The following is a 25,713-nucleotide window of genomic DNA, read 5'->3' as shown; positions in this document are numbered from 1 at the left end:
TGCCAAACCTCCCTTTACTGTTCGCCGCGGGTCATGATGCGCTCAAGCCGGCGCGATTCGTCGATCACCCTCTCGAAGAGCCGCACGATGGCCTGGTCGTCCAGCGGCCCCTTGTTCTCCGACGTCATCCGGGCGAAGATCCGCTTTTCCCTGGCGGGGTCGTAGACCGGAAGATCGAGCCCCTTCTTGATCTCGCCGATCTTGAGGGCGAGGGAGGCGCGCTCGTTGAAGATGCGCAGCAGTTCGCCGTCCAGCCGGTCTATCTCGTCCCTGATGTCGTCAATGCCCATGGCGGTCCTCAGAACTTCTTCTTGATGTGGGTGTCGCGCTTCCAGTTCTGGTCGTCGACGCCCGGGTAATCGATGTTGTAGTTGAGCCCGCGCGACTCCTTGCGCATCTGCGCGCAGGCGACGATCAGCTGGGCGACGGTGGCGATGTTCCGAAGCTCGATCAGGTCGGAGGTGACGATGAAGTTCCAGTAGTACTCCTCGATCTCGTCCTGGATCAGCTCGATGCGTCGCATGGCGCGCGCGAGACGCTTGTCGCTTCTCACGATGCCGACGTAGTTCCACATGAAGCGGCGGATCTCGTCCCAGTTCTGGGAAACCACCACCATCTCGTCGGAGTTGGTCGCGGTGCCGGCGTCCCACTCGGGGATCTGCGGGAAGGAGAACTCCTCCGCCCTGAGAACCTGCACCGCGTGCTCGTAGGCGCGCCCCGCGTAGACGGCGGCCTCGAGAAGCGAGTTGCTGGCCAGCCGGTTGCCGCCGTGCAGACCGGTGAAGGCGACCTCGCCGATGGCGTAGAGGTGCTTGATGTCGGTCTCGGCATTGAAGTCCACCTGTACCCCACCGCAGAGATAATGCGCCGCGGGGACCACCGGGAGCATCTCCTTGGTCATGTCGATGCCGTACTCGAGGCAGGTCTGAAAGATGTTGGGGAAGCGGGAGGTGATGTACTCGGCGCCGCGGTGCCTGATGTCCAGGTACACGCAGTCGTCGCCGTAGGTCTTCATCTCGTTGTCGATGGCGCGGGCCACGATGTCGCGCGGCGCCAGGTCCTTCAGGTGGTGGTACTTCTCCATGAAGGCGGTGCCGTCACGGCGCTTGAGGACGGCCCCCTCGCCCCGCACCGCCTCGGAGATCAGGAAGGAGCGCGCGTTGGGGTGGTACAGCGTGGTCGGATGGAACTGCATGAATTCCATGTTGGCGATGGTCGCCCCGGCGCGGTAGGCCATGGCGACGCCGTCGCCGGTTGCCACGTCCGGGTTGCAGGTGTAGAGATACACCTTGCCGGCGCCGCCGGAGGCGAGGAGCGTGATGCGCGCGGCAAAGGTCTTCACCACGCCGGACTCCTTGTCCATCACATGGGCGCCGAGGCAGCGGTTGTGCTCCAGTTTCTGCTTCAGCACCTTCGACTCGGTGACGAGGTCGATGGCGATGTGGTTCTCGTAGATGGTGATGTTCTCGTGCCGCTTGGCCGCCTCGACCAGGGCGCGCTCGATTTCGCGGCCGGTGATGTCCTCGGCGTGCAGGATGCGCCGCGCGCTGTGCCCCCCCTCGCGGGTGAGGTCATAGACGTCGCCGCTTTTGGTGAACTGCACCCCCCAGTCGATCAGGTTGCGGATGACCTGGGGCCCCTCCTCGACCACCATGCGCACCACGTCCTCGTGGCAGATGCCGGCGCCGGCGACCAGGGTGTCCTGCACGTGCGCGTCGAAGGTGTCCTCTTCCGAGGAGACCGTGGCGATCCCCCCCTGCGCGTAGTTCGTGGCGGACTCAGCAATATCCCTTTTGGTGACCACCGCGACCTTGCCGTGGGCCGCGGCCTGCAGCGCGAAGGAAAGCCCCGCGATACCGCTTCCGATCACCAGAAAATCAGTTTTCTCCTTCATCAACTACCCCCCGATAAGCTGGATTAGGCGTTTCTTGAGACCAAAGTATGAGACGAAGCCGTGCAGCAGTCGCGAGTACTTCAGGAAAGGCTTAGGGGGTCTTGGCGGCAACGTTGGGCCTGTGCCCTCAAAGGAGATTTCTTGGCGTGCGTCGCGGATACCTTGCGTTCTTCGCGTAACCGGCTCGGGAAAACCCGCAAATTATTGATCCGGCCAAGATTTTTGTCAAGACTTTTGACAGGTTATAGCCCGCCAACTTCACATTAGACCTTGAATTATCGTGTTTATTGGTCTATATATTTCGGTGGCGGAATTTTCCTTTCCCATTAAAAAAGGTAGCTCATGCGTGTAACGTCACACCGAGTTTTTCTGGCAGCCATCCTGACCGTGGCCGCGCTGTCGTGGTGCATCCCGGCACCGGCTCGCGCCGATATATACAAGTACGAAGATCCCGACGGAACCGTTCATTTCACCGACGCCCCCACCGACAAGCGTTTCAAGATCTTCATGCGCGACATAAAGAAGGACAAGCGGCTTAGGACCGCCTTCAAGCTCTCCGGCTACGCCAGAAACCCCGCCGAGTTCGAACCCATCATCAGTTCCTGCTCGCGCGAGTATGGCGTCGACAGTTCGCTGGTGAAGGCGGTGATCCATGCCGAGAGCGGCTACAATCCGAGCGCGGTATCCCCCAAGGGAGCCCAGGGGCTGATGCAGCTCATGCCCAAGACCGCCCAGGGGCTCAAGGTCGCCGACTCCTTCAACCCGTCGGACAACATCCGCGGCGGGGTGCGTTACCTAAGGTTCCTCCTGGACACCTTCAAGGGGAACGAGTCCCTGGCCGTGGCTGCCTACAACTGTGGCCTGAACAACGTCGCCAAGTACGGCGGCATCCCCCCCTACCCCGAAACCCAGACCTACGTGTCCAAGGTACTAAGTTACCGGAACAGCTACAGATAGCGCAAAGGCCAACGCATGCCCTCCACCCAAGCCCAGATCATGAACCTCCCGAACATCCTGACCATGGTGCGCATTGCGGCCATTCCGCTTTTGTGCGTCCTTTTGCTCTCGCCAGAGCGCGAACCGGGCTTTTGGGCCGCGGCCCTTTTCGCCGCCGCTTCCGTGACCGACTGGCTGGACGGCTACCTGGCCAGGAGGATGGGGATCGTCACCGTGTTCGGCAAGTTCCTGGACCCGATCGCCGACAAGCTGATCGTCATGGCCGCCCTGATCATGATCCTCCCCTTCGACCGGGTACCAGCCTGGATGGTGCTGGTGATACTCGGGCGCGAGATGATCATCACCGGCCTGCGCGGCATCGCCTCCACCGAGGGGATCGTCATCCCGGCCAGCAACCTGGGCAAGTTCAAGACCATCTTCCAGCTTGTGGCGATCATCGGACTGTTATTGCATTACGACTACCACTGGTTCTTCGGCATCGACCATCCCCTTCTGGTAGTGAACATGCACAACGTCGGCATGTTCTATCTCTGGATCGCGACAATCATAACCATCTGGAGCGGCGTCGACTACCTGAACAAATTTGTCAGAGTGATAGCCAAATAAAATTTCGTATTGACACAGACGCGGGAATCAGGTTATAAACGGGCTCCTTCGATGCACAAGGCGGCATGGCCAAGTGGTAAGGCAAAGGACTGCAAATCCTTCATTCATCGGTTCAAATCCGATTGCCGCCTCCAATAATAAAAAGGGCTTACAGTGACACACTGTAAGCCCTTTTTTCTTTCGCTGTAAAATCCACCGCAAACATTCCTTGTCTCCATTGCAAGAATTCCTCAACCCCGTCCACGTTGCTATCCCTCTCCACGTGGCACAACGGAACCTGCCTCGCTCCCTGCTCCTGGGGACCCCGACGCTCTCACACTCTCACGCTCCCTCCCCTTCAATCTGTCGCGCACCGCTCACGCTGTCTTCAAGACCCCGGCACCAGCTCCCCAAGATCCTGCATGCACCCCACTGCGGCTCCCCCGTTTCTCCTCGATGCTCGATGTTTTTACTTTAGTATTTCGCTTTGGATTTTATCCTTGATTTTTACGACTTTTTTGGTTAGTTATGTCCACGCGTTTACTTTACCGTGGAGGTTGTACAATGAAGGAATCAATCACCAGGCTTTTGTTGACTATTGCAATGTTATTGCTGTTTGCCGCCGGCGCTTATGCGTCCCCCGCAAATCAGGGGTACAAGGGGTATGTTCGGGGTAACGCCCTGATCACAGCAGCCGAGTTGAAACGCCTCATCGATTCCAAGGATCCCAACCTGATCATCCTTGCTGCCGAGAATGAACTTGAGTACCGCGTCGGGCATATTCCCGGTTCGTTCATGGTGGATCGTCCCGACTACGAAGCTCCGGCCGAAACTCAAAACGGCATCACCGGCAACCTCATCAATGCCGAAGGGTTCACCAAGCTGGCAAGGCAGCTCGGCATCAACAAGGGGTCCAAGGTCGTCGTTTACGACACCAAGTACGACGCGACCCGGCTTTGGTGGGCCTTCTTCTACTACGGCAAAACCGACGTAAGGGTGCTGGACGGCGGGATCAAAGCCTGGAAAGACAGCGGATACGAGACCGACTTTCTTGGTCCCGAAAGACGCAATGGCGGCAACTTCGTGGCCAAAGTCGCCTATCCGCGGTTAAGGGTCGATACACCGGAGATAGCGGCGCTCAAGGACTCGCCCAAGGGACAGCTTTGGGACGAGCGCGAACAAAAGGAATTCTGCGGCGAAGAACTGAAGAAAGGTGCCTTCCGCAAAGGGCACATTCCCTGGGGGAAATTCGCCAACTGGGAGCTCTTCAAGCAGAAGGCCAACAAGGCGGAGTGGGTAGCGGCTGAGGAAGCAGCCGCCACCCTCAAGAAACTCGGAGCGGATCCCAAGAAGGACCAGTACTTCTTCTGCCAGTCCGGCGTGCGTTCCACACAGGCACTGTTTACCTTTTATCTCTTGGGCTGGTCCCTGGACAAACTGCACAACTACGACAGTTCCTGGATTGGCTGGTCCAAGGATCCTTCCCTTCCCATCGTTACCGGCTGTGGCACCACGCCTACCGTAGCGGCCATCCGCTGATCATTCATCTCAACTGCGGTGGGGAGCCCCCTCCCCACCATGGGACCACCTCATGGCAGTATCTAACCAGGCACCCGTGGCAACGGGGGCAACCGTCGGCAATGTCGGCGGTTGCACCGGATGCAACCTGTGTGTGAAAGAATGTGACTTCCTGCAGCGGACAGGAAACCCCAAGGAACTGGCGGGAGGAGGAGCGGAGTACGATCCCTTCGAGTGCACCCTTTGCGGGCTCTGCACCGCCGTTTGCCGGTTGGGGGTCGATCCCGCGGCGTTTTTCCTCGAGCGCCGGCGGGACCTCCGGGCAGCAAAGGGAGCCGACGACCCGCGACACGCTCCGCTCATCGCCTATGAACGGAGAGGCACCTCCCGGGCCTACACCTTTTACGGGCTGCCGGAGCACTGCAGCGTCGTCCTTTTCCCGGGATGCGCCCTCCCCGGTTCCCGTCCCGACATGGTGTGGAACGTGTACGAGGAGTTGAAGCGGACGGTTCCCGCTCTCGGCATCGTCCTCGACTGCTGCCTCAAGCCGTCGCACAGCCTGGGAAGAAGGGAAGAGTTCGGAGCCTCGTTCCGGGAGATCACGGACTACCTTTTGGAGAAAGGGATCAGGAAGGTGCTGGTCGCTTGTCCCAACTGCCAAAGGATCTTCAGCGAGTATGGCGGACCGTTGCAAGTGGAGACCGTCTATGAGGCTTTTGCCGGCACCCCCGGCGCACTTCCCGCGAACCGCTCTACCACCGTGGTGATTCACGACCCTTGCGTATCGAGGGAGATGAAGGCGATGCAGGACGCAGTCCGGGAACTCGCCGGACGCCGCGGGCTCCACGTTGAGGAAATGAAGCATGCGCGGCAAAGGACCCGGTGCTGCGGTCGCGGCGGGGGAGTCAACTTCGTCCGTCCCAAAGCACTGGAGGAGGCGGCCGCATCACGTGCCGCCGAAGCGGCGGGACGGCCGATCGTGACCTACTGCGCGGCATGTGCGGAAACATATCGCGGCACAACCGCGACCATGCACGTGCTCGACCTCTGGTTGGCGCCGGAACGGGCCATGGCCGGCAAGGCCAAGGTGTCGAGGGCTCCCTTCACCTACCTCAACCGGCTGGCATTGAAACGGAGATTTCGCAACAGTGGACATTTCGTCATCATGCGGGAAAGAGGAGGAAAAGAGGTGACTGCTGACGCCACCAAGCGGATCAAGGCCGGTACCATCCTGATCCTGATAGCCACAGCCGCGCTGCTGTTTCGGCTGGCCGGGGGGAGCCAGGCCTGCAACCCGGAAGCCCTGAAGCAGATGCTCCAGGGGCACGAGATACTGGGTCCGGTGGTCTTCATCCTTTTATACGGCATCACGCCGGTGCTCTTCCTGCCAGGCCTGCCGATGGCCATTGCTGCCGGCCTGCTGTTCGGCCCTCTTTGGGGAGTCGTCTACGCCATAACCGGAGCCACACTGGGAGCAACCGCATCCTTCCTGGTGGCGAGGTACCTGGCAAGGGACTGGGTGGTAGCCAAGCTGAGTGGGGAGATGTGGCAGAACCTCGACCAGAAGGTGGGTGAACAGGGATGGAAGATCGTCGCCATCACCCGACTGGTCCCCCTCTTCCCGTTCAATGTGCTCAATTACGCGTTCGGCCTGACCAGGATACCGTTCTGGCATTATGTCACAGCCAGTTTCCTCTTCATGCTGCCGGCCTGCATAGCCTTTATCGTGTTCTCCAGTTCGTTGCCACAGTTGCTGAAGGGAGAGGCTTCCCCGGCGCTCTTTGCAGGTGCCGCACTCATTGTTGCCGTCATGCTGCTGCCGGCTTGGTACAAAAAACGGGCAACGACGTGACCTCCGCGCGGAAGCGGTTGCGCTTTCATCTACAGGGTGAAACTGATAAGGGCTTACGGGGATTCCCGTAAGCCCTTTTTGCATTGCCGTAACAGGTGCCGCGATGATCGCACCCCCTCCCCGCTTCATACCACACGAGCTTCAGTGCCCGCGCTTCACTTTCCCTTTCTACGCGAGAAGATCCCGACCCCGGCAAGGAGTGCGGGAAGCAACCACCACCCCTCCATCACATGAACAGGCGTCCCCTGACCGCCTCCCGCGGGGGAGACGATGACGGAAAAAGGGGCGAGAGACGCGGAGCCGGCGCTGTTGATGGCGGTAATCGTGATGCTTGAATAGGTGCCGGCGTCGGAACTAGTGGGCGTGCCGGTGAGGGCACCCGTCGAGGTGTTGAACATGGCCCATGCCGGCTTGTTGCCGATGCTGAAGCTGGAGGCGTACCTGGCTGTCGGCACGAAGCTGTAGGGAGTGCCGGCGGTAACCGCCCCGGCCGGGGAGCCCGAGATGGTCGGGGGTGACAGGGTCACCGCGACATCGGTCGTTTTTGAGCCGGTCTGCGTCCCGTCGGTGACCTCGACGGTGTAGGTGTGTGTGCCGATGGAAAGCGGCGGCAAAGCGGCCAGGTTGAGCGGGATGTTCACCGTCCCTGTCCCTGCCACCGGCTGGTAATCCTGGACCACCGCGCCACCTTCGAGCCACCTGTAGCTCAACGGGGCACCGCCGGGGTTGTAGACGGTTGCGGGGATCGTGGTAGCGCTTTGCGCGGCGGCTGACAGGGTGAACGAGGAAGTAAGGGTAATTAAATACGGGTCGACGACCAGGCCGCCGACCGATGAGCCTGCAGTCCTCATGAACCCGAGCCCTTTTCCGAAGTCGGTGAAGGAGAAAGAAAGGTTATGGTTGGTTGCGACGCCGCTGTAGGTCTGCTGTACCGATCGCTGCCAGTTCCCGCTCGCGTCGGTGGTTATGCCCAGGGGGTCCTGGTTGGAGAGAAGGGTCGCGCCGTCGTCCGTGATGGCCCAGTTCCACCCCACCGCCGTGTTGGCATAGTACACGTCATGCACATTGGCGGTTACGGTGAATGGAACCCCGAGGTAAACCACACAAGGCGCCGTAATTGAGTATGTGGTCTGCCCGTAGCTGTCGGTCCACGATGAGGTCCAGTTGGAACCTTCCGGACAGGTTGCGAAGGCGGGAAGATCGAACACGAGGCAAAAGAGCAGGGCCGGAACAAGAACCAGATTCTTCATGCAAGCTCCTCCGAACTAAAAACGCAATAATCAGATAACCAAATAACAGTGCACAACCTTCATTAAGAGCAAGAACAATGCCGCCTCACGGCAATTCCTGAAGCGGCACCAATCACCCTGTTCCCCGCCACATGCGGAGAGGACGCGGCTGCTGGAATGTTTCCGCCTGTCATTTGGCTGTAGTTGACGGTCTTTTCGCGAAAGACATGACCCCTGTTCCGCCCCCCTGGTGACGCTCCACTCCCTCTTTCGCCGCCGGCGGGTAAATGCCTCATCGCCCCCCGTCCAGTGACTCTTCACTTGTGTTCCACCAGTCATCAGCCGGGACACCGGACCTCACTTTCTGAAAACGAGGCATGGGAAGACCCGCGGCAGGAAGCAGTAGATGTTTTCGCGGCCACGCTGATACTTTGTCGGAAGTCACCCTTCAGCCGTGACAAGTAACAGAAAATAATGTATTACAAATCAGATTGCGTATACATTATTTATCAATCTATTCCTACTCTTATACCGCCGCACGATTTCACTACTCCTTCTTCGCCCCCTCATATTCAATCGCCCTAATCTTTTTTCGCTTTATTAATCAGCCGCCCCGCCGAAAGCAGCATGAAATCCCCTCGGAACATCACCCGTGTAAGGCACACTCCCGAGAGGATGCCGCCACGGCTTTTAAACGGACCCTTTACCGGTGCCGGTGACACACAGAATTCACGCGTCGGGGCGACGCCATCACTAAACAAGCAGCACGCATAAAAGGGGTATGGAGACAATGACTCTCAAGGTAAAGGTAATGGTTGCATTCATCGCCGCCGCGGTACTCGGTGTTGCGGGTTCTCTCGCCGCGGTGCGAGGTTCCACGTCTGGCGCATCGGGCGCCTGCGCCGTGGCGTTTGTCCTCACGCTCGTCCTCGGCGGCTACATGGCGCGCGCGGTCGAAGCGGAACGGGAACGACTCGTAGAGGAGAACACACGGACAGCCGCGGCGATGACCAGGGAGTTCGAAGGGGAGCGCGACCGGCTCATGGAGAAAAACACGCAGACGGTCGAGACCGTGACCCGGGATTTCGAACAGGAACGAGACCGGCTGGTGGAGAAAAACGACTGGTTCCGCGCCATCATCGACGCGGTCCCGTTCCCGGTGCACGTCACCGACAACGACATGAACTGGACCTTCATGAACAAGCCGTTCGAGACGCTGCTGATCAGGGAGGGACGCATCAAGGACCGCGATTCCGCGGTGGGACATGCCTGCAGCAACGCGGCCGCCAACATCTGCAACAACGAGGGATGCGGCATCAAGCAGCTCCACAAGGGGGTGAACGAAAGCTTCTTCACCTGGTGCGGCTCGGAATGCAAGCAGGACACGGCCTACCTTGTAAACCGCAACGGCGAGCGTATCGGCTACGTGGAGACGGTGACCGACCTGACCGCGATCATCAGGAACCGCGACTACACCCAGGCCGAGGTGGAGCGGATGGCGGGGAACCTCACCAAGCTCGCGCTGGGCAACCTGGACCTCGACCTGAAGGTCGCGGATGCAGACCAGCACACCGAAGTGGCGCGTGACAACTTCGTCAAGATCAACGACAGCCTCTCCAGGGTGAAAGACGCCGTCGGCGCCATGATCGTCGACACCGAAACGCTCGTGAACGCGGCCCTCGCCGGCAACTTCCAGACCCGCTCCGACGCCTCGAAGCACCAGGGTGAGTACCGGGCCATCGTGGACGGGGTCAACCGGACCCTGGACGTGGTGGTGCAGAAGAACGACTGGTACGAGGCGATCATAGACGCGGTCCCCTTCCCGATCCACGTCACCGACAACGACATGAACTGGACCTTCCTCAACAAGCCCTTCGAGGCGCTCCTGGTCAAGGAAGGACGCATCAGGGACCGGGTGACGGCGTTGGGGCTTCCCTGCAGCAACGCCGCCGCCAACATCTGCAACACCGAGGGGTGCGGGATAAAGCAACTGCACAGAGGGGTGCCGGAGAGCTACTTCGACTGGTGCGGCTCCGGGTGCAAGCAGGACACGACGTACCTCATGAACCGCAAGGGGGAGAAGATCGGCTACGTCGAGGTGGTCCAGGACCTGACGGCGATCATCAGGAACCGCGACTATACCAAGACGGAGATCGAAAGGATGGCCGTGAACCTCCACCTCCTTTCGCAGGGGGACCTTGACCTCGACTTCGCGATCGCGCAGCCGGACCAGCATACCAGGGATACCCACTCCGACTTCATGCGCATCAACGACAGCTTGAAGAGCGTGAAACTCGCCATGGACGGCGTCATCGGCATCACCAAGGAAATCGCCGACGGCAACCTGAGCGTGGAGGTCACGCCCCGCTCCGAGAAGGACGAATTGCTGAAGGACCTTGCCGCCATGGTGCGAAAGCTCTCGGACGTGGTCCTCGACGTGAAGCAGGCGGCGGACAACGTGACGCTTGGGAGCAAGGAACTGGCAGAGAACGCGGAGAACACCTCACAGGGCGCCACCGAGCAGGCGGCCTCGGCCGAGCAGGCGTCCAGCTCCATGGAGGAGATGAGCGCCAACATCAGGCAGACGGCGGACAACGCGATGCAGACCGAAAAGATCGCGGTGAAGTCGGCGGCCGACGCGCAGGAAGGGGGGAAGGCCGTCGCCGGGACGCTCGCGGCCATGAAGGAGATCGCCGGAAAGATCTCCATCGTCGAGGAGATCGCGCGGCAGACCAACATGCTCGCGCTCAACGCCGCCATAGAGGCGGCGCGTGCCGGGGAACACGGCAAGGGGTTTGCCGTGGTCGCGGCCGAGGTGCGCAAGCTCGCCGAGCGGAGCCAGAAGGCGGCAGGTGAGATTTCCACCCTCTCCACCTCCAGTGTCGAGATCGCCGAAAAGGCGGAAGCACTCCTTGGCGAAATACTGCCCAACATCCAGAGAACGGCGGAACTGGTCCAGGAGATCAGCGCCGCGAGCAAAGAGCAGGACGGCGGCGCCCAGCAGATCAACCAGGCCATACAGGTGCTGGACCAGGTGATCCAGAAGAACGCGACGGTGGCCGAGGAGATGGCGTCCACCGCCGAGGAGTTGTCCTCCCAGGCGGCCCAGTTGCAGAACACGGTCTCCTTCTTCCAGGTCCGGGACAGCGGTGTCCCCGCGGGTCGGGCGTCGGAGGGGGGGAAGCGGCAAGGGCGCCGCGACGCGGCACCCATGACGTATGCCGGCACGGCCGCCAAGGGAACCACCACATCACGTTCCACACAGGCGGCAATAGACAAGGGTGTGGCACTGAGGCTGGACCACAATGACTTCGAGCGCTTCTGAAATCCGTGAAACCGGCGGGGACGCAGGTACGGACGCGTCCCCCCGGTGCATAAATATTTATTATTTTTAATTGACAGGAATCAATCCTGTTCTATACTGCACAACTCCTACTCAATAAGTCACAACGTGCCGCAGCACGGAAGGAGTTGTACCATGGCAATCTGTAAGGACTGTAGAGACAAAAAGATCGTGACCTGCCCGGAGTGCGGCGGTACGGGTAACCGGTACTATGTCCCGGTGCTGGACATCTGGGAATCGGATTGCAGCGTCTGTTTTGGAAGCGGCACCATCACCTGCCCGGCCTGCGAGGAAAATCCCTTTGGCGCCGCGCTCCCAAGGCCCGCGGCCTGGACCCCGCCCCCGCCCCCCCCGGGCCTGTAGTTCATACCTTCTCACCACGCGAAAAGGGCCGGCAGATAACATGCCGGCCCTTTTCGCGTTTCACTCACTCAGGTCATAGAACCTTGAACGGGGCTACTGGTGTATGGAAAGCTTCTTCATCAGGTCGTAGAGCGTGGGGCGGCTGACGCCCAGTTCCTCGGCGGCCTTCAGGATGTTGCCCGATTGCCGTTCTATGGCGTTCAGTATCATCTCCCGCTCCATCCGTTCGCGCGCTTCCCTGAGCGAGAGGTTGTCATTGTTGTGGGACGGCATCGGCGGAGGCTCGAAGTCGCAACCAAGATCGAGCGGGCCGATGCTGGAACCGTCGCACATGATGACGGCGCGCTGGATGCGGTTTCTCAATTCGCGCACGTTCCCGGGCCAGTCGTGCCGTTTCAGGAAGGCAATGGCAGCGGGCGACAGCCGCACCTTCTTCTTGCTCTCCTTGCAAAAGAGCCTCAGGAAGGTTTCCGCCAGCAGGAGGACGTCGTCGCCGCGCGACCTAAGGGGGGGGAGCTTGACGGTGACCACGCCTATCCGGTAGTAGAGGTCCTCGCGGAACCGTCCCTCCTCGATCGCCTTCGGGATGTCGATGTTGGTGGCGCAGGTGGTGCGCGCGTCGATGGGGATCTCCTCCCGCCCGCCGACCCGCTGGATGGTCCCTTCCTGGAGAAAACGCAGCAGCTTCACCTGCAGGTTCACCGGGAGTTCACCAATCTCGTCGAGGAAAAGGGTCCCCTTGTGGGCGTACTGCAGCTTCCCGCGCACGGCGGTGTGAGCGCCGGTGAAGGCTCCCTTCTCGTGCCCGAAGAGCTCGCTCTCCAGGAGATTCTCCGGGATGGCGCCGCAGTTGATCGCCACCATCGGCCCCGTGCGGCGCTGGCTCGCCTCGTGAATGGCGGCCGCCACAAGCTCCTTGCCGGTACCGCTCTCGCCGAGGATCAGGATGGGGGCGTTGGAGGCGGCGACCTTGCGGATGGTGGTGAAGACAGCCTGCATCTCGGCGCACTTCCCAACCATACCCCACTGCTCTTCCGCCTCCCCGCAGGGGGAGATCACGCTGTTTTGCTCCTCGATGTTGGCGATGTGGAAGGCGCGCCCGATCATCACCTTCAGTTCGGACAACACGGGGGGCTTCGCGTAAAAGTCGAAGGCGCCCATGCGCATCGCCTTGAGCGCGTTTTCCCTTTCGTTGTTGCCGGTCAGCATGATGACCTTGGTCACCGGGTTCACCCCCAGCATCTCGTCCAGGCAGCGGAATCCCTCGACCGAGCTGTCCGGGTACGGGGGGAGCCCCAGGTCGAGCACCACGACCGCAGGGCGCTCGCTCCTGAAAAGGGAAAGGGCTTCGCGGGCATCGGCCGCCAGAAGCACCTGGTACTCCTGGTTCAGCCCCCACTTCAGTTGTTGCCTGATATCCTCATTGTCATCGACAATCAGAAGCTTTCTCACCTGCTCCTCCTTCATGCGGCCTCGATGGCGCCGGCCGCCGGTTCCTCCGCCGCGACCGGGAGGTGGACGGTGAACACGGTCCCCTCCCCTTCCACGCTGGAGACTTCGATACTGCCGCCGTGGGCCGTGACGATCTGGCGCGACTGGTACAGTCCGATGCCGAGCCCGGTCGGCTTTGAGGTGCGAAACGGCACGAACAGATCGTTCCTGATAAAGCGCGGGGACATGCCGCAGCCGCGGTCCGCCACCTTGACGAACGGGGTGCCGTTGCAGCCGACTTCCACGGTTATGGATGCCCCGGGGGGTGAAGCCTCCACCGCGTTCAGCAAGAGGTTCAAAAGCACCTTTTGCAGCTCCTCCCTGTCCCCCAGCACTACCTGCTGGTCACCCTGCACCGAAATGGTCCTTCCCTGCACCATCGCCGCGCAATCCCCGGTGAGCGCCAGCAGATCGACCGGGCGCCTCTGCAGGAGTTCGCTCTCGCCCAGGTTGCGCAGCCGGCCGATCAGGTGGTGCATCTTCTTCGTGGTGTTGCCGAGGCTGCTCAGCATGTCCTGCTGAAACTCCGGGTTATCGATGTGCTCCCGGGCGTTCTCGAGCACCAGCGAGATGGTGGCCGCAAGGTTCTTCAGGTCGTGCACCACGAAGGTCGCCAGGCTCCCCACCGCCTCCATCGCCTTGGACTGGGTCAGCTGCTCGGAGAGGCGCTGATGCTGCATGGCAACCGACACCTGACGCGCGATGGTCTTCATCAGATCGAAGTCTTCGTAGCGGTACTGCTCGTCGGGCACCACCTGGGCCCCCAGCACGATGAATCCGGAGAGCGCCTCCCCCTCGAAGAGGGGAACCACGAAGGAGATCCCGTAGCGTTCGAGGAAGAGCCATTCGTGCGGGGTGAGCTCATGGTTGGGGTCACCGCTGCAAAAGACCCACTGCCTCTCCCGCAGGGAGGTCAGGATCGGGTTGTCGTCGTTGATGGTCTCCCGAAGCGGCTCCAGTTCGAGGGCAGAGGCGACGCAGTACCAGCCGCACCCTTGCTGGTGCTGATACAGCGCCGCTCCGTGCACTCCGAAGATCTCGCAGTAGGCGAGGAGCACCCTGTGGACCAGGTCATCCCCCCCTTCGAAGGTCGACAGCCTCTCGGTCAACCCAAGCCACTGCGCCCGGTAATCGTATTTACTCTGGTAGAAGTGCTTGTGTAGCAGCACCTTCAGTTCCCGCTTGGCCCGGTCGGAGAGGAGCAGAAGCAGCAGCAGGATGCCGGCTATGAACCCCAGTGACAGGGTGAGCACCCGCGGGAACAGCGGCCCGAAGTACTTCATCGCCTCGCCGAGCGCGCCCAGCATGACCAGGTAGGCGGAGATCACCACTATGACCACGGATTTCAGCAGGACCGCCTGCGAGACCTTGACACGGGCGCTGCCGCGCCAGTGGGAACGGGCATAGAGCAACATCAGCGAGGCGATGATGAAGAGCAGGGAGCGCAGCGGCGCAAGCTCCATGTTGAGCGAGCGGTACAGCAGGGCGCTCGAGTAGTAGAACGCGAGCACGGCGAGCATGGAGCAGAGCGCGACGATATCGAGCTTCACCCGCCACAGGGCTTCCGAGGAGGCGTTCACCAGCGTGGACTCGAAGTTGATTAGCGCCACCACCAGCAGCAACAGGATCGCCACGTAGAAGTAGTAGCCGGCGTCGGCCAGAAACAGCACCGCCTCGGCCGGGAAGTCAGGAGCGTAGTAGAAGGAAGCCGCCGGCAGCAACAGGGGAACCAGTACCAGAAGCGCGCTGATCCCGACCAGTAACCGGCTCTTCAACGAAAGTCCCCGCTCCGGGAGCTCCCGCGCGTAGGTCAGGCTCAGCAAAATCCAGCAGGACGGTAAAAGCGCCTCGACGAACAGGGCGCAGCGCTTCCAGTCGATTTCAGCCCGGGAATTCCCCAGTGCGAAGAAATCGAAGAGTTCCAGGACAGCGATGGCGAAAAACGGCACTGCCAGGTAGCTGTACGCACCGCTTCGTCTCTCCAGCAGCACGATGCGCAGCACGGAGGCCAGCAGCAAAAAGACTGAAATCAGCGTAAGCGACATCGTCACCTCTAGGGCCCAGGATACCTGCCGAAGCTCGCCAATGGCCCCTATAACCAGCTACGCCGCGTGCGCGCCCCCCCGGTCCTGGCTTCTCCAGGGCGCAAAATATCGCGGCCGACTCAGCCCGGAAGAAAAGCCCTTATGGTCGGGAGCAGATCCTGCGCGAACCTCTTGGCCGTGGCAGTGGCTTTTGCCTGATCGCCTTCCGATGGCAGTGATATCCTGATGAAAGAAGCATCTCGACGTCGAGAGAGAAATGAATTCGCAATCTGTTGCCCTTTCAGCGAGAACTCGTCGGAAATGCTCTTGCCGCGGACCTGGTACCAGTAAAGAAAAAGCGCGCTACTATCGCCCTTCCGATAAACGGACCGCACCACGTTCAAGGAGCCGCTCCCGGCAGGGATGGTGTCCTTTGAGGTGAACTCCTCGTGCCAGCCGCTTCCAGGGAGGCAGTGTTTGGGGGAATGAATCTCACCGCTCCCTTTACCGCCACCGTGATAGCCGATATAAAGCTCGACCTTTTCCCCTTTTTCGTTGACATACTGCCTCACAAGGAGGTCCGTTGCCTTAAGCACGTTCTGCACGTCAGCGGAAAATTGGGTAGAGCCGACCATACGCCACCCGTTCACCTGGGCCGGGAACTGTTCGAGCGGCCTGTTCACCGGCACGGTGACATCGCGGTGAAACTGCAAATACAGCCCGACGCCAAGCAAAAGCACATACAGCATGACAAAGCGATACCAGTTGATCATCGCGCCCCCTGCGTGCCTCTTGCGAGCCAAGACCCCATAGCCACCAGAACCAGAACAGCTACGACGAAGACCGCCATCCCGGCAAACTCGTGAAAGAACCCTTCGGCAGCTCGTGCCCCCCAGTACTGGGCCAGCGCTCCCGTGCCTATGACCCGCAAGGCGTTGGCCAGAATCGCGACAGGGATGGCCAGGGAGGCGAGCAAGACCTTTTTCCGCCAACTCAGTTTCAGGCACGAAGCAAAGGCCACGGCAACGGCGAGAAGGGAGATGAGAGACCTGATTCCGCTGCAGGCATCCGCCACCTCGAGCGTGGTCATGGGAAGCAGTATTACGTTACCTTCATGCATAACCACGACCCCCATCAACTTCAGGGCGGCAATGGAAATGCGGGTCACAAAAAGCTTCAAAGGGAAGGCAATCATGTCGTAGACGATGTAAGGGATTGGAACCATGAAGCAGAGATAGCACAAGGGGAGGAACATGAAGGCGAAGAACTGCCTGCCAAAGAAATACAGGGTCATCCCCCCCAGCGTCACAATGAGGGAGCTTCTCATGGTGAAAAACTCGATGCCGAGCCACCCAATCGAAAGCTGGGCGAGACCGAGCAGGATGATGAACAGGCCGGGCCACCAGGGATCCAGGGGCAGGCCAGCCACGTCATGCCGCCGCTGGTACACGAAGTATCCGGCGACTAGAGGAACTATAAAGCCGTGGGAATAGTTAGGGTCTTCATACCATTGGGACACCATGTCGGCAACGACTGCGTAGTAGACTCCGGTAAGCAACAGGAGCACCAACACGAATTGCCACCTGTACGTCCTTATCGACTCGGCAACAGTCACAGCGGTGTCCTCTCAGTAAGGCAGAACCACATAACCGGATGTCTTTCAGGATCAAAGTCTGCCGCTGGGGAAGTGGCTACGTCCCGTTCCTCAGGGCACCCCATTAGAAAATGACTGCTATACCTATACAGCCTCAGGCATAAATTGACAAGTGCTAATTGTTTATGTTAAACAATCGAATGGCTGAGGTAAAATGAAGCCGGAGGCACTGTGATGACTTGTCCGACATCGCTGAGACACAAGCACGAATCCAACGTCATCAGCAGCATCCCTTTCTTCTCATCCCTGACCCCAGATGAGGTCGATCAGGTTGAGAAACTGTTCAGAAAGAAGAACTACGAAAAGGAGCAGATAGTCCTGTACGAGGAGGACACCTCCAGCTACATGTACCTGATCTATTCGGGGAAGGTACGGGTCGTGAAGATGAACGACGAGGGGAAAGAGCAGATCATCACGATCCACAAGAAGAACGACTTCTTCGGCGAGATGTCCCTTTTGGACAACAAGACCTCCCCGGCCACCATCATAGCCCACGAGGACTCGGTGATCGGGCTTTTGCACAAGAGCGATTTCGAGCAGCACCTGATGCACAACGACGAGATCCGCAAGAAGGTCATCGAGCTGCTGTGCAGCCGCCTGCGCGAATCGTGGGAGATGATCAAGATCCTCAGCTTCAACGCGGAGAACGCCCAGGACCGGGTTCTTTCCCTGCTGGACCGGCTGGGAGAACTGTACGGGGTCCGTGACGACCGCGGCGTCATCATCGACGTGAAGATGACCCACCAGCAGATGGCCAGTTACGCGTCAGTGACCCGCGAAACCATGAGCCGCGTGCTGCGCAGCCTGGAGAAGTCGGACGTGATCAGCGTCCTGGACAGCAAGGCGATCCTGCTCAACAAGACCTTCTTCAATACACGAAGCAACGGCAAGAGGCCGTAAAACGGGGAACCGTTCTACGTCCTACGAAACACGGGAACTGTTCTACGTATGCGTTTTGCGTCTGCGTTCTCCATCCTGCTACTGCACGCACGCCGACTCCGCTTCTGAACAACGCCTGCCTTTCCACGCGCCCTCCCATCCCCCTCTCCTTTCCTGAGCCGCCCTCGCCCCTTACCAGGATCCCTGCGACTCCTCCCTCGCCCTCCGGGAGAGGGGCGGGGTGAGGGCCCCGCGCCAGGCGTCCCTTTTCGTGCAACGCCTTCCCTATTGAATGGGGTTACCCTGGCCATCGTAGACGGCCGAAAGAGTTACGGCGAAGTCGCCCGGCTGGGCGCCCGGCGGAACATTGGCGAAGGTGACGGTCAGGATCTCACCGGAAGCCAAATTGCTGCTGGCGAGGATGAGACTGTTGGTGCCTGCGATGCTGGCAAGACCGTTGCGCGCGTACGCCCCGGAGGTTCCGACAGTGAACAGGGTTGCACCGGCGGGCATCGTCACCACGAAATTCAAACCGTAAGGGGCGGCGGTCGCTAGCCCAGACACCGACACGGTGCCGACGGCGGTGGCTCCGCTTACGACAGTAGTCATGGTGGCGTGCACCGGGACCGTTACCGCGACATCAGCCCCTCCCCCGCCTCCGCAGGCGGTTACCAGGAACATCATCCCACCCAGCACTGCTTGTTTCAAGATCTCCATAGCGCCTCCTAAGCTCCGTCTGCCATCTGGACCGGGAGCTCGCCTGCTCGTTTCACAGCTTACCGGTCAGCTTGGCGAGGATGACCACGACGTCGCCGGTATCGACTTTGCCGTTGGGCTGGGGTTGGCCATTCACGTAGGGCGCCACGTCCAGGCGCTGCATCTGGTCGAGCGTCGGACCCTGCTGCCCCGACGCGATCTGAAGGGCGAATTGCGCGTCCGCGAGCGTGAGGGGCGAGGTTGCAGTTGAAGTCGAGGTGGAGGTCGAGGCCGGGGGGGGTGTCGAGTCGGTCTGACCGGTGCCGTTGTCCACGAGGACGGTCGCGGATGCCACTCCGCTGTTTCCGGCTGCATCGTACGCCCTGACGCTGATGACATGGGTGCCATTGGCGAAGCTCGCCGTATTCCAGACGTAGCTCACGGGGTTCTGGTTGCTGCTCAATAACAACGTCCCGTCGATGGAGAGCTCGAGCCTGCTCACGCCGAGGTTGTCGCTGGCGCTTGCTGAGACGCTGATGGTGCCCCCCACTTTGGCATCCGAAGGAGGCACCGCCAGCGAAACTGTGGGTGATATGGCGTCCCCCACCACTGAAACGTTGACGGCTTTGGATACCGCCTCGTTTCCGGAGAGGTCGACGGCCCTGGCCGAGATGGCGTAGCTCCCCGCCGGCAGCGCCGCCGCGTTCCAGGTGTAGGTATAAGGTGCGGCGGAAGTCTCGTGCACCTGGGCGCCGTTCACCAGGAACTGTACCTTGGCGATGCCGACGTTGTCGGCGGCGGCTGCGCAGATGACGAGATTTGTGGCCACCGGGGTATTTTCCGCGGGGGAGGTTACGCTGACCAGGGGGGGGAGGGTTTCGGGGACCTGCACGATGTTCGAATAGACGCTTTCGGTACCGGCGGAGTTGTATGCGGTCACGGCGAAATAGTAAGAGTTGGCCGGATCCAGCCCGCTGATGCTCGCCACGGTGAGTGTGCCGCCATCAACAGGGGCATTTCCCTCGGCGGCTCCGGTCCCCTGGAACGGAAGTCCGCTGCTGTTGGCCTGGTAGTAGACCCGGTATCCGGCGATGTCGGTGTCCGGGCTGGGATCCCAGGCCAGGGACACGCTGGTGGCGAGACAGGGATGAGGCAGGGACAGCAGCAAGAACAAAAACAGCGGCAGTACAGAAAACAATCCAGCTCTTGCGGATACTTCCATCGTTGGCTCCCAAGGATCGGCGTGGGGCCTTGGGCTTTTCTTGTCAGGGGAAGGAAAAAAGAAAAGCCGGGACCGCAGCACCAGTACTTGGCATTTCGGCGACCCGGCTGTCTCAGAGAGACCCTGTAGGCTTTCCGTCCCACCCTCGCGGATGGTTTAGTATTGTCGTGTACCTATTATTAGGTTGGATGACCGGGACGGCCTGGTCATCGGGAGCGCATATTATTTGATTTATAAATGAAAAGCAACTTGTTTTTACCAATAAAGCGCCGCCCCGGCTCCCCCCGCGATTACCCTCTCGACGAGGACCAACAGCTAGCGTGTTACGGACACGGCCTTGGTCCCCTTGTTTCCGGCGGCGTCGAAAGCGTTGACGGTGACGGTATGTGTCCCGACACCGAGCTTCGCCGCCGCGCTGATGGACCCCGAATTGGTTCCCAAAAGCAGCGCTCCGTCCAGATAGACCTCCATCCGTACCACAGCCACGTTGTCCTTGGCCGAAGCCGCGACCTTGAGGTTCGCATTGGTGATCTGTGGTGAGGAAGGGGAAACGATGTTGACGGCCGGAGGGGTGAGGTCGTTGGCCACGGTGACAGACACGCTGGCCGAACCTGCGTTTCCGGCGGCATCGGAGGCTATGGCGACCAAGGTGTGGCTCCCGTTGCCGGCGGTCGCGGTGTTCCATTTGTAGCTGAGTGTGCCTGCGTTGGCCGCGTAAATCAGGGTCGAGTTGTCGTAAAGGGCTAAACCGGTGACTCCGACGTTATCGGAGGCGCTGGCCGTCACGTCGACGATGCCACTTACCTGCTTGTTGTTTGCAGGTGCGGAAAAGGCGATGGTTGGAACCATCGCGTCTCCGGCAACGAAGACGACCTCTTCCGAGGTGCCAACGTTGCCTGCCGCGTCGTAAGCCTTCGCGGTGAGGGTGTATTGCCCGGGGGCGAGCGAGGAGGTAGTCCAGTTGAAGACGTAGGGAGCGGTGTTGCTGCTCCCCAGCAGGTTCCCGTTCACGTACAACTCCACGCTGGTCACCCCGACATTGTCGACGGCGCTGATCCCGACGGCTACCGGCCCGCTGATGGTCGCGTTCGTTGCCGGTGAGGTGATGCCGACCACCGGCGGAACCATCTCCTTTACCTGCACGAGATTGGAGTAGACGCTCTCCGCACCGCTGGTGTTGTAGGCGGTCACCGCGAAGTAGTACGAGGTGCCGGGATCGAGGCCGCTAATGGAAGCGGTGGTACTGGCGGAAACATCGACGGGGGCGTTACCTTCCGCTGCGCCACTGCCAACGAAAGGGATGGCTGAAGAATTGGCCTGGTAATATACCCGGTAACCCGCAAGATCGGGGTCGGAGGAAGGATCCCATTGCAGGGTCACAGTGGATGAAAAGGCCGCGCTGGGAACAATGAGCGCAAACAGCGCGAGGAGCACTACATGCTTTACTTTCAACTGTGACCTCCACAGGAGGTCGGACCAGGATTCAGGACGCAAAAAAACCGGGCACCGACCTGTAGTGCAGGTATTTCGGCGACCCGGCTGTCTCAGGGAGACCCTATAGGCTTTCCGTCCCATCCTCGCGGAAGGTTTAGTATTGTCGTTTACCGCAAAATTTTAACTCCCTTCTAACCCAACCGGCGTTCATCTGCTGTGATTCAAATCACATTTCTACGGTTCAACGGCCGGTCAGGCAGAAATTGCCCTTCATCGTGGCGCTTCCGTTTCTTCTTCGCCTCATTCGCGTAATCGGAATAACCGAACGCCGCCCAAAACTGCGGCAGGTGAAACCGGATGCACCCTTTTAGCCCCAAATGATGCTGAAAATCAGCCTTGTTTTTCTCTTTTTCAGGGTCGATCTCACCCCTCCACAAAAAAACAGTATAAATTTGAGGGCTTAGCTGCCAAAAAACCAAACTCGATCAAAAGAAAACCAGAGTCGATCAAGAGAAAACCAAACTCGATCAACGGAAAACCAAACCCGATCAAGAGAAAACCAAACCCGATCAAGAGAAAACCAAACCCGATCAACGCAAAACAAGACCCGATCGGCCCTTCCGCTTATTTTGAACGGTGAGGAAACGACAGCCTTGACTAGGCAAAATATCGGGGTATGATTAGAAAATATTAAACTTCCAGACAAGGAGGCTCGCATGTCCATCGACAAAGTCATCATCACTTTTCCATCGGCAATAGTTGCGTTCATCGAGCTGGTGCGCCGAGTATTAGTATCGTTGACCGGAAATCCTAACTTTCCCGAGCCATGGGTTGGGTGTTCCCTCGCGGAACTGTCTGGTTGTCTGGAAAAACTGCAACAGGCGCACGACGAGGCCAAATACCACGATTCCCTTAAGGTCAAGTACCGGAACCAGGTGAAGAGCGAAACAAAGCGCGTATTGAGGAACATCGCGAACTATGTACAACTCATCGCCGCGGGGAATGTCCAGGCCTTGCAAAGCAGCGGATTCGATTTCCAGAAAGAGCGCCGGTCGACAAAAGCCGGTCGCCCCCTCACACCGGAAGTCCAGTTGAGGCACGGCGAGCGCAGGTGCACCATCTGGGTGAAAGCAAAAGCACTCCCGGGTGCTGGAAGCTACGAGGTGCAGGTAAGCAATAGCGATCCCAACCTGGAAGCCAATTGGGCCGCCTACTGTATCTCAAAGAGCTGCAGCAAAATCATTATCAGCGACCTGGTCAGCGGCCAGAATTACTGGGTCCGGATTCGTGGTATCTTCAGTTTCGGTGCCGGTGAGTGGTCCGTCCCGGTCACCATCATGTCCCTCTAAAGCCCTGCAGGGGCAGCCTCCAAACCGGGCTGCCCCACATCCTACCCTCCCCAAAGACTCCCGGAAAGCAGAACCGGAAGCTATCACTACCTGGTTCGCCTGTTTTTCGAGGAAGGCCATCCCAAACAGAGTAAGAATTTCCTAACACCTTGACAAATAGAGAAAAAAGGTAAAAACTTGTCTGGACATGGCGGGTATCCAGCCTTGCTAAAACTTCACCATGACTCCGTCATAGAGACCCTCCGAAAATTGCTAGAGAGTTGTCCTTAAACAGACAAGCCTTCCTTTTCCGCTGAGAGGAGAACATGTGAAGGGTAATAAGGAGCCTGTCATGCGAAGCTTTTTCAGACGCGCCCTCGGGCAGATATTGGTTGACGGCAAGTTCCTCTCCAAACGCACGCTTGACCGCGCCCTCGAGCAGCAAAAGCAGACCCATGAGCTGCTGGGGGCGGTTCTGGTCCGCATGGGGGTTCTGCGCCCCAGTGACGTGGACGTGCCTTTGATGATCCAGGGGCACTTAAGCAGCATGGAGGATGCGGTAAAGCTGGCTGCGGGGCAAAGGCAGCTGCTGGGCTCCCTGCTGGTCCTGTCCGGCAAGATCACCGCTGCACAGCTGGATCACGCCATTGCGGAACACCAGAGGACGGGTGAAAGGCTGGGCGAGGTCTTCATCCGCCTCGGCATGCTCACCGAGATTCAGCTAAAGGGGCTTCTGGAGTTGCAGCACAACCAGGAAAGCCCAGCCAGCACCCCGCTGCGATTGGGGGAACTGCTCGTTTCGAGCGGCTTCATCACCCGGCAACAACTCGACCTGGCCCTTGCCAAGCAAAGCCGCACCGGCCAAAAGCTCGGTGAAGTCATCGTAGCGGAAGGATTCGCCCGACGCAGCCAGATCAACCACGTGGTGCGGCTGCAGAAGATGTGCATCAACTCGGTCCTGGCCGCCATACTCTCCATGGGCGCGATGACCGCTTCCGCCTCCGCGTCCAGCGTATCGCTGGCGTGGGATCCCTCCTCCGATGCCACGGTGGTAGGGTATAAAGTCTACTATCAGCCCGATTCCCAGACCACCCCGTTCCAGGGCCCCGCTCCGGTCGACGTACAGAGCCTCACCGCTGCCACCATAGACAACCTGGACCCCTCCCACAGTTACAGCTTCGCCGTGACCGCCTATGACGTTGACGGCATAGAAAGCGACTACTCGAATATCGTAACCGTCGTGGAATCGGTCCCACCCGCCACCGCCATCACCTACCCGGCCCCCTCCGCCACAGTCGCCGGCGCGGTAACGATTACTGCGGACGCCACTGACAACATCGCCGTGGCCAGTGTCGAGTTCTACGTGAACGGGGTCCTGAAGGGGTCCGCGGCCGCGGCCCCGTACGTTTATTCCTGGGACACAGCGTCCCTCGCGCCAGGGAGTTACACGCTGCAGACCAAGGCCTTCGATGCCGCGGGGAACAGTGCGCTGTCGCAGGCGATATCCGTCACCGTTGCCAATGATGTCCTGGCGCCGACGGTTTCTCTGGCATCCCCGGCCAACAATATGACGGTGAGCGGCGCGGTCACCGTCTCCGCCAATGCAACCGACAATGTAGGAGTCAGCCGGGTGGAGTTCTACCTGAACAACACGCTCCTGGGCGCCACCAACGTCGCCCCCTACAGCTACACCTGGGACACGAGGACCATGACCAACGGGGTGTATTCCCTGACGGCCAAGGCCTTTGACGCCGTGGGCAACGCCGGGCAATCACAGGTGGTCACCGTGAACGTGATGAACGACCTGGTGGCCCCGGTAGTGAACATCACCTCCCCCGCCAGCAATGCGACGGTAACCGGAACGGTGACCGTTGCGGCAGACGCCACCGACAACATAGGGGTGAGCAAGGTCGAGTTCTACCGCGACGGCGTGCTGGCCGCGACAAGTGCGGCGGCTCCCTACGGCTACACCTGGGACACCACCCAGGCGGCCAACGGCAGCCACACTCTCACCTCCAGGGCGTACGACGCGGCAGGCAACGTCGGGCAGTCGCAAAGCGTCACGGTGACCGTCGCCAACACTTCCAGCGATCTGATAGCGCCGACCGTTTCCATCACCTCCCCCGCCCCCAATGCCATCGTCAGCGGCAAGGTCGCGGTAACCGTCAACGCCACCGATGACGTCGGGGTCACCAAGGTGGAGTACTACCGCAACACCACCCTCATCGCGACCATTAAAAGTGCTCCTTTCACCTACTCCTGGGACACCACGACGGTCGTCGACGGCAACTGGACACTCAGCACGAAGGCCTATGACGCGGCAGGAAACGTCGGGCAGTCGCAAAGCGTCACGGTGACCGTCGCCAACACTTCCAGCGATCTGATAGCGCCGACCGTTTCCATCACCTCCCCCGCCCCCAACGCCATCGTCAGCGGCAAGGTCGCGGTAACCGTCAACGCCACCGATGACGTCGGGGTCAGCAAGGTGGAGTACTACCGCAACACCACCCTCATCGCGACCATTAAAAGTGCTCCTTTCACCTACTCCTGGGACACCACGACGGTCGTCGACGGCAACTGGACACTCAGCACGAAGGCCTATGACGCGGCAGGAAACGTCGGACAGTCGCAAAGCGTCACGGTGACCGTCGCCAACACTTCCAGCGATCTGATAGCGCCGGCCGTTTCGCTCACCTCGCCCGGTTCCGGGAGTACCGTGACCGGAAGCGTGGTGATCAGCGCGAACGCAAGCGACAACGTCGGTGTGTCGAAGGTGGAGTTTTACCGCGACGGCACCCTTCTCTCCACCCTGTCGGCGTCCCCCTACAGCTACACGTGGGATACGAAAACCTCAACCAACGGCAGTCACACCCTGACGGCAAAGGCCTACGATGCGGCCGGCAATGTGGGAAGCTCTCAGAACGTTTCGGTCACCGTCCAAAACGATCTCCAAGCTCCCGCAGTCGCCATCACCTCACCTTCCAACAACGCCACGGTATCTGGAACGGTGACGGTGAGCGCCAACGCATCAGACAACGTCGGCGTGACCAAGGTGAATTTCTACAGAAGCGGGGTGCTGATCGCTACCAGCACGTCGGCCCCTTACAGGTTCAACTGGAACACCAAGACGGTGCCCAATGGAAGTTACTCCCTTACGGCTACGGCGTACGACGCTGCTGGCAACACCCAGTCCAGCCAGATCGCCGTCAACGTCAAAAACAAATAGTGCTTTTGAGAGGCGAAA

General features: G+C 60.0%; 19 protein-coding genes, 1 tRNA gene and 2 riboswitches. Of the genes, 9 read left to right on the top strand and 11 right to left on the bottom strand.

The genetic code is table 11. The annotated features are described in order from the left end of the window. Nucleotides 1-14: 14 nt before the first annotated feature. Complete coding sequence (locus KP001_RS03905) at nucleotides 15-290, bottom strand: chorismate mutase (RefSeq protein WP_217288271.1); 276 nt, start codon at nucleotides 288-290, stop codon at nucleotides 15-17. A gap of 8 nt (nucleotides 291-298) precedes the next feature. Continuing rightward, nucleotides 299-1,894, bottom strand: a complete 1,596-nt coding sequence (gene nadB / locus KP001_RS03900; protein WP_217288270.1) for an L-aspartate oxidase — start codon at nucleotides 1,892-1,894, stop codon at nucleotides 299-301. A 342-nt stretch (nucleotides 1,895-2,236) separates the two neighbouring features. Between nadB and KP001_RS03895 the strand changes: the two genes are divergently transcribed. The 5 genes from KP001_RS03895 to KP001_RS03875 all read left to right on the top strand — a co-directional run bounded on the left by KP001_RS03895 (nucleotide 2,237) and on the right by KP001_RS03875 (nucleotide 6,806). Next, entirely contained in the window at nucleotides 2,237-2,851 is a 615-nt protein-coding gene (locus KP001_RS03895; protein ID WP_217288269.1) for a lytic transglycosylase domain-containing protein, read from the top strand. A 15-nt stretch (nucleotides 2,852-2,866) separates the two neighbouring features. Continuing rightward, complete coding sequence (pgsA, locus tag KP001_RS03890) at nucleotides 2,867-3,457, top strand: CDP-diacylglycerol--glycerol-3-phosphate 3-phosphatidyltransferase (RefSeq protein WP_217288268.1); 591 nt, start codon at nucleotides 2,867-2,869, stop codon at nucleotides 3,455-3,457. A gap of 59 nt (nucleotides 3,458-3,516) precedes the next feature. Then, nucleotides 3,517-3,591 (top strand) — tRNA-Cys (locus KP001_RS03885). 409 nt (nucleotides 3,592-4,000) lie between these two features. Then, nucleotides 4,001-4,975, top strand: coding sequence for a sulfurtransferase (locus tag KP001_RS03880; protein ID WP_217288267.1), 975 nt, complete (start codon nucleotides 4,001-4,003; stop codon nucleotides 4,973-4,975). A 52-nt stretch (nucleotides 4,976-5,027) separates the two neighbouring features. Further along, the gene (locus tag KP001_RS03875) at nucleotides 5,028-6,806 is read left to right on the top strand and encodes a VTT domain-containing protein (protein ID WP_217288266.1); all 1,779 of its coding nucleotides are present in this window, start codon (nucleotides 5,028-5,030) and stop codon (nucleotides 6,804-6,806) included. Nucleotides 6,807-6,961: 155 nt separating this feature from the next. Here KP001_RS03875 and KP001_RS03870 read toward each other — a convergent pair whose 3' ends face one another. After that, nucleotides 6,962-8,056: an Ig domain-containing protein gene (locus KP001_RS03870; protein ID WP_217288265.1), complete on the bottom strand. Its 1,095-nt coding sequence runs from the start codon at nucleotides 8,054-8,056 to the stop codon at nucleotides 6,962-6,964. A 769-nt stretch (nucleotides 8,057-8,825) separates the two neighbouring features. Between KP001_RS03870 and KP001_RS03865 the strand changes: the two genes are divergently transcribed. Continuing rightward, the gene (locus KP001_RS03865) at nucleotides 8,826-11,360 is read left to right on the top strand and encodes a methyl-accepting chemotaxis protein (protein WP_275423348.1); all 2,535 of its coding nucleotides are present in this window, start codon (nucleotides 8,826-8,828) and stop codon (nucleotides 11,358-11,360) included. Between the two features lie 227 nt (nucleotides 11,361-11,587). Here the strand turns inward: KP001_RS03865 and KP001_RS03860 are convergent, their stop codons facing one another. From KP001_RS03860 to xrtA, 5 genes are all read right to left on the bottom strand, one after another. After that, entirely contained in the window at nucleotides 11,588-11,746 is a 159-nt protein-coding gene (locus KP001_RS03860) for a hypothetical protein (RefSeq protein ID WP_217288263.1), read from the bottom strand. 88 nt (nucleotides 11,747-11,834) lie between these two features. Beyond that, nucleotides 11,835-13,193, bottom strand: coding sequence for a PEP-CTERM-box response regulator transcription factor (gene prsR / locus KP001_RS03855; protein WP_217288262.1), 1,359 nt, complete (start codon nucleotides 13,191-13,193; stop codon nucleotides 11,835-11,837). 11 nt (nucleotides 13,194-13,204) lie between these two features. Continuing rightward, nucleotides 13,205-15,277, bottom strand: a complete 2,073-nt coding sequence (prsK, locus tag KP001_RS03850) for an XrtA/PEP-CTERM system histidine kinase PrsK (protein WP_217288261.1) — start codon at nucleotides 15,275-15,277, stop codon at nucleotides 13,205-13,207. A gap of 119 nt (nucleotides 15,278-15,396) precedes the next feature. Continuing rightward, complete coding sequence (locus tag KP001_RS03845) at nucleotides 15,397-16,029, bottom strand: exosortase C-terminal domain/associated protein EpsI (protein ID WP_217288260.1); 633 nt, start codon at nucleotides 16,027-16,029, stop codon at nucleotides 15,397-15,399. After that, on the bottom strand, nucleotides 16,026-16,871 hold the full coding sequence (xrtA, locus tag KP001_RS03840; RefSeq protein ID WP_217288259.1) for an exosortase A: 846 nt from the start codon (nucleotides 16,869-16,871) through the stop codon (nucleotides 16,026-16,028). Before xrtA ends, KP001_RS03845 begins: the two co-directional genes overlap by 4 nt. 213 nt (nucleotides 16,872-17,084) lie before the next feature. Here xrtA and KP001_RS03835 point away from each other — a divergent pair, with 213 nt between their 5' ends. After that, a complete protein-coding gene (locus KP001_RS03835; RefSeq protein ID WP_217288258.1) occupies nucleotides 17,085-17,810 on the top strand; it encodes a Crp/Fnr family transcriptional regulator in 726 nt (241 codons plus the stop codon). Between the two features lie 264 nt (nucleotides 17,811-18,074). On the opposite strand, the gene KP001_RS03830 is transcribed toward KP001_RS03835, so the two are convergent. The 3 genes from KP001_RS03830 to KP001_RS03820 form a co-directional block, all read right to left on the bottom strand. Then, the gene (locus KP001_RS03830; RefSeq protein ID WP_217288257.1) at nucleotides 18,075-18,497 is read right to left on the bottom strand and encodes a hypothetical protein; all 423 of its coding nucleotides are present in this window, start codon (nucleotides 18,495-18,497) and stop codon (nucleotides 18,075-18,077) included. 61 nt (nucleotides 18,498-18,558) lie between these two features. Beyond that, nucleotides 18,559-19,683 carry an Ig-like domain-containing protein gene (locus KP001_RS03825; protein ID WP_217288256.1) on the bottom strand — a complete coding sequence of 375 codons (1,125 nt, stop codon included), beginning with the start codon at nucleotides 19,681-19,683 and terminating at the stop codon, nucleotides 18,559-18,561. 118 nt (nucleotides 19,684-19,801) lie between these two features. Continuing rightward, a riboswitch (cyclic di-GMP riboswitch) is annotated at nucleotides 19,802-19,878 on the bottom strand. Between the two features lie 144 nt (nucleotides 19,879-20,022). Then, a complete protein-coding gene (locus tag KP001_RS03820; RefSeq protein ID WP_217288255.1) occupies nucleotides 20,023-21,159 on the bottom strand; it encodes an Ig-like domain-containing protein in 1,137 nt (378 codons plus the stop codon). A 74-nt stretch (nucleotides 21,160-21,233) separates the two neighbouring features. Beyond that, nucleotides 21,234-21,310, bottom strand: a riboswitch (cyclic di-GMP riboswitch). 547 nt (nucleotides 21,311-21,857) lie between these two features. Here KP001_RS03820 and KP001_RS03815 point away from each other — a divergent pair. Beyond that, nucleotides 21,858-22,490, top strand: a complete 633-nt coding sequence (locus tag KP001_RS03815) for a fibronectin type III domain-containing protein (protein ID WP_217288254.1) — start codon at nucleotides 21,858-21,860, stop codon at nucleotides 22,488-22,490. Between the two features lie 331 nt (nucleotides 22,491-22,821). Next, nucleotides 22,822-25,695 (top strand): Ig-like domain-containing protein, encoded by a 2,874-nt coding sequence (locus tag KP001_RS03810; protein ID WP_217288253.1) that lies wholly within the window; start codon nucleotides 22,822-22,824, stop codon nucleotides 25,693-25,695. Nucleotides 25,696-25,713: the final 18 nt, after the last annotated feature.

Source organism: Geomonas subterranea, assembly GCF_019063845.1.
Taxonomy (GTDB): Bacteria; Desulfobacterota; Desulfuromonadia; order Geobacterales; family Geobacteraceae; genus Geomonas; species Geomonas subterranea.
Note: the sequence above shows the minus strand (reverse complement) of the source record. Positions and strands in the feature narration are given on the sequence as shown.

What these genes read in the sequence shown, in the direction of transcription:
- KP001_RS03905 (WP_217288271.1), bottom strand. Translation starts at nt 290, where the DNA reads ATGGGCATTGACGACATCAGGGACGAGATAGACCGGCTGGACGGCGAA.
- nadB (WP_217288270.1), bottom strand. Translation starts at nt 1,894, where the DNA reads ATGAAGGAGAAAACTGATTTTCTGGTGATCGGAAGCGGTATCGCGGGG.
- KP001_RS03895 (WP_217288269.1), top strand. Translation starts at nt 2,237, where the DNA reads ATGCGTGTAACGTCACACCGAGTTTTTCTGGCAGCCATCCTGACCGTG.
- pgsA (WP_217288268.1), top strand. Translation starts at nt 2,867, where the DNA reads ATGCCCTCCACCCAAGCCCAGATCATGAACCTCCCGAACATCCTGACC.
- KP001_RS03880 (WP_217288267.1), top strand. Translation starts at nt 4,001, where the DNA reads ATGAAGGAATCAATCACCAGGCTTTTGTTGACTATTGCAATGTTATTG.
- KP001_RS03875 (WP_217288266.1), top strand. Translation starts at nt 5,028, where the DNA reads ATGGCAGTATCTAACCAGGCACCCGTGGCAACGGGGGCAACCGTCGGC.
- KP001_RS03870 (WP_217288265.1), bottom strand. Translation starts at nt 8,056, where the DNA reads ATGAAGAATCTGGTTCTTGTTCCGGCCCTGCTCTTTTGCCTCGTGTTC.
- KP001_RS03865 (WP_275423348.1), top strand. Translation starts at nt 8,826, where the DNA reads ATGACTCTCAAGGTAAAGGTAATGGTTGCATTCATCGCCGCCGCGGTA.
- KP001_RS03860 (WP_217288263.1), bottom strand. Translation starts at nt 11,746, where the DNA reads ATGAACTACAGGCCCGGGGGGGGCGGGGGCGGGGTCCAGGCCGCGGGC.
- prsK (WP_217288261.1), bottom strand. Translation starts at nt 15,277, where the DNA reads ATGTCGCTTACGCTGATTTCAGTCTTTTTGCTGCTGGCCTCCGTGCTG.
- KP001_RS03845 (WP_217288260.1), bottom strand. Translation starts at nt 16,029, where the DNA reads ATGATCAACTGGTATCGCTTTGTCATGCTGTATGTGCTTTTGCTTGGC.
- KP001_RS03835 (WP_217288258.1), top strand. Translation starts at nt 17,085, where the DNA reads ATGACTTGTCCGACATCGCTGAGACACAAGCACGAATCCAACGTCATC.
- KP001_RS03815 (WP_217288254.1), top strand. Translation starts at nt 21,858, where the DNA reads ATGTCCATCGACAAAGTCATCATCACTTTTCCATCGGCAATAGTTGCG.
- KP001_RS03810 (WP_217288253.1), top strand. Translation starts at nt 22,822, where the DNA reads ATGCGAAGCTTTTTCAGACGCGCCCTCGGGCAGATATTGGTTGACGGC.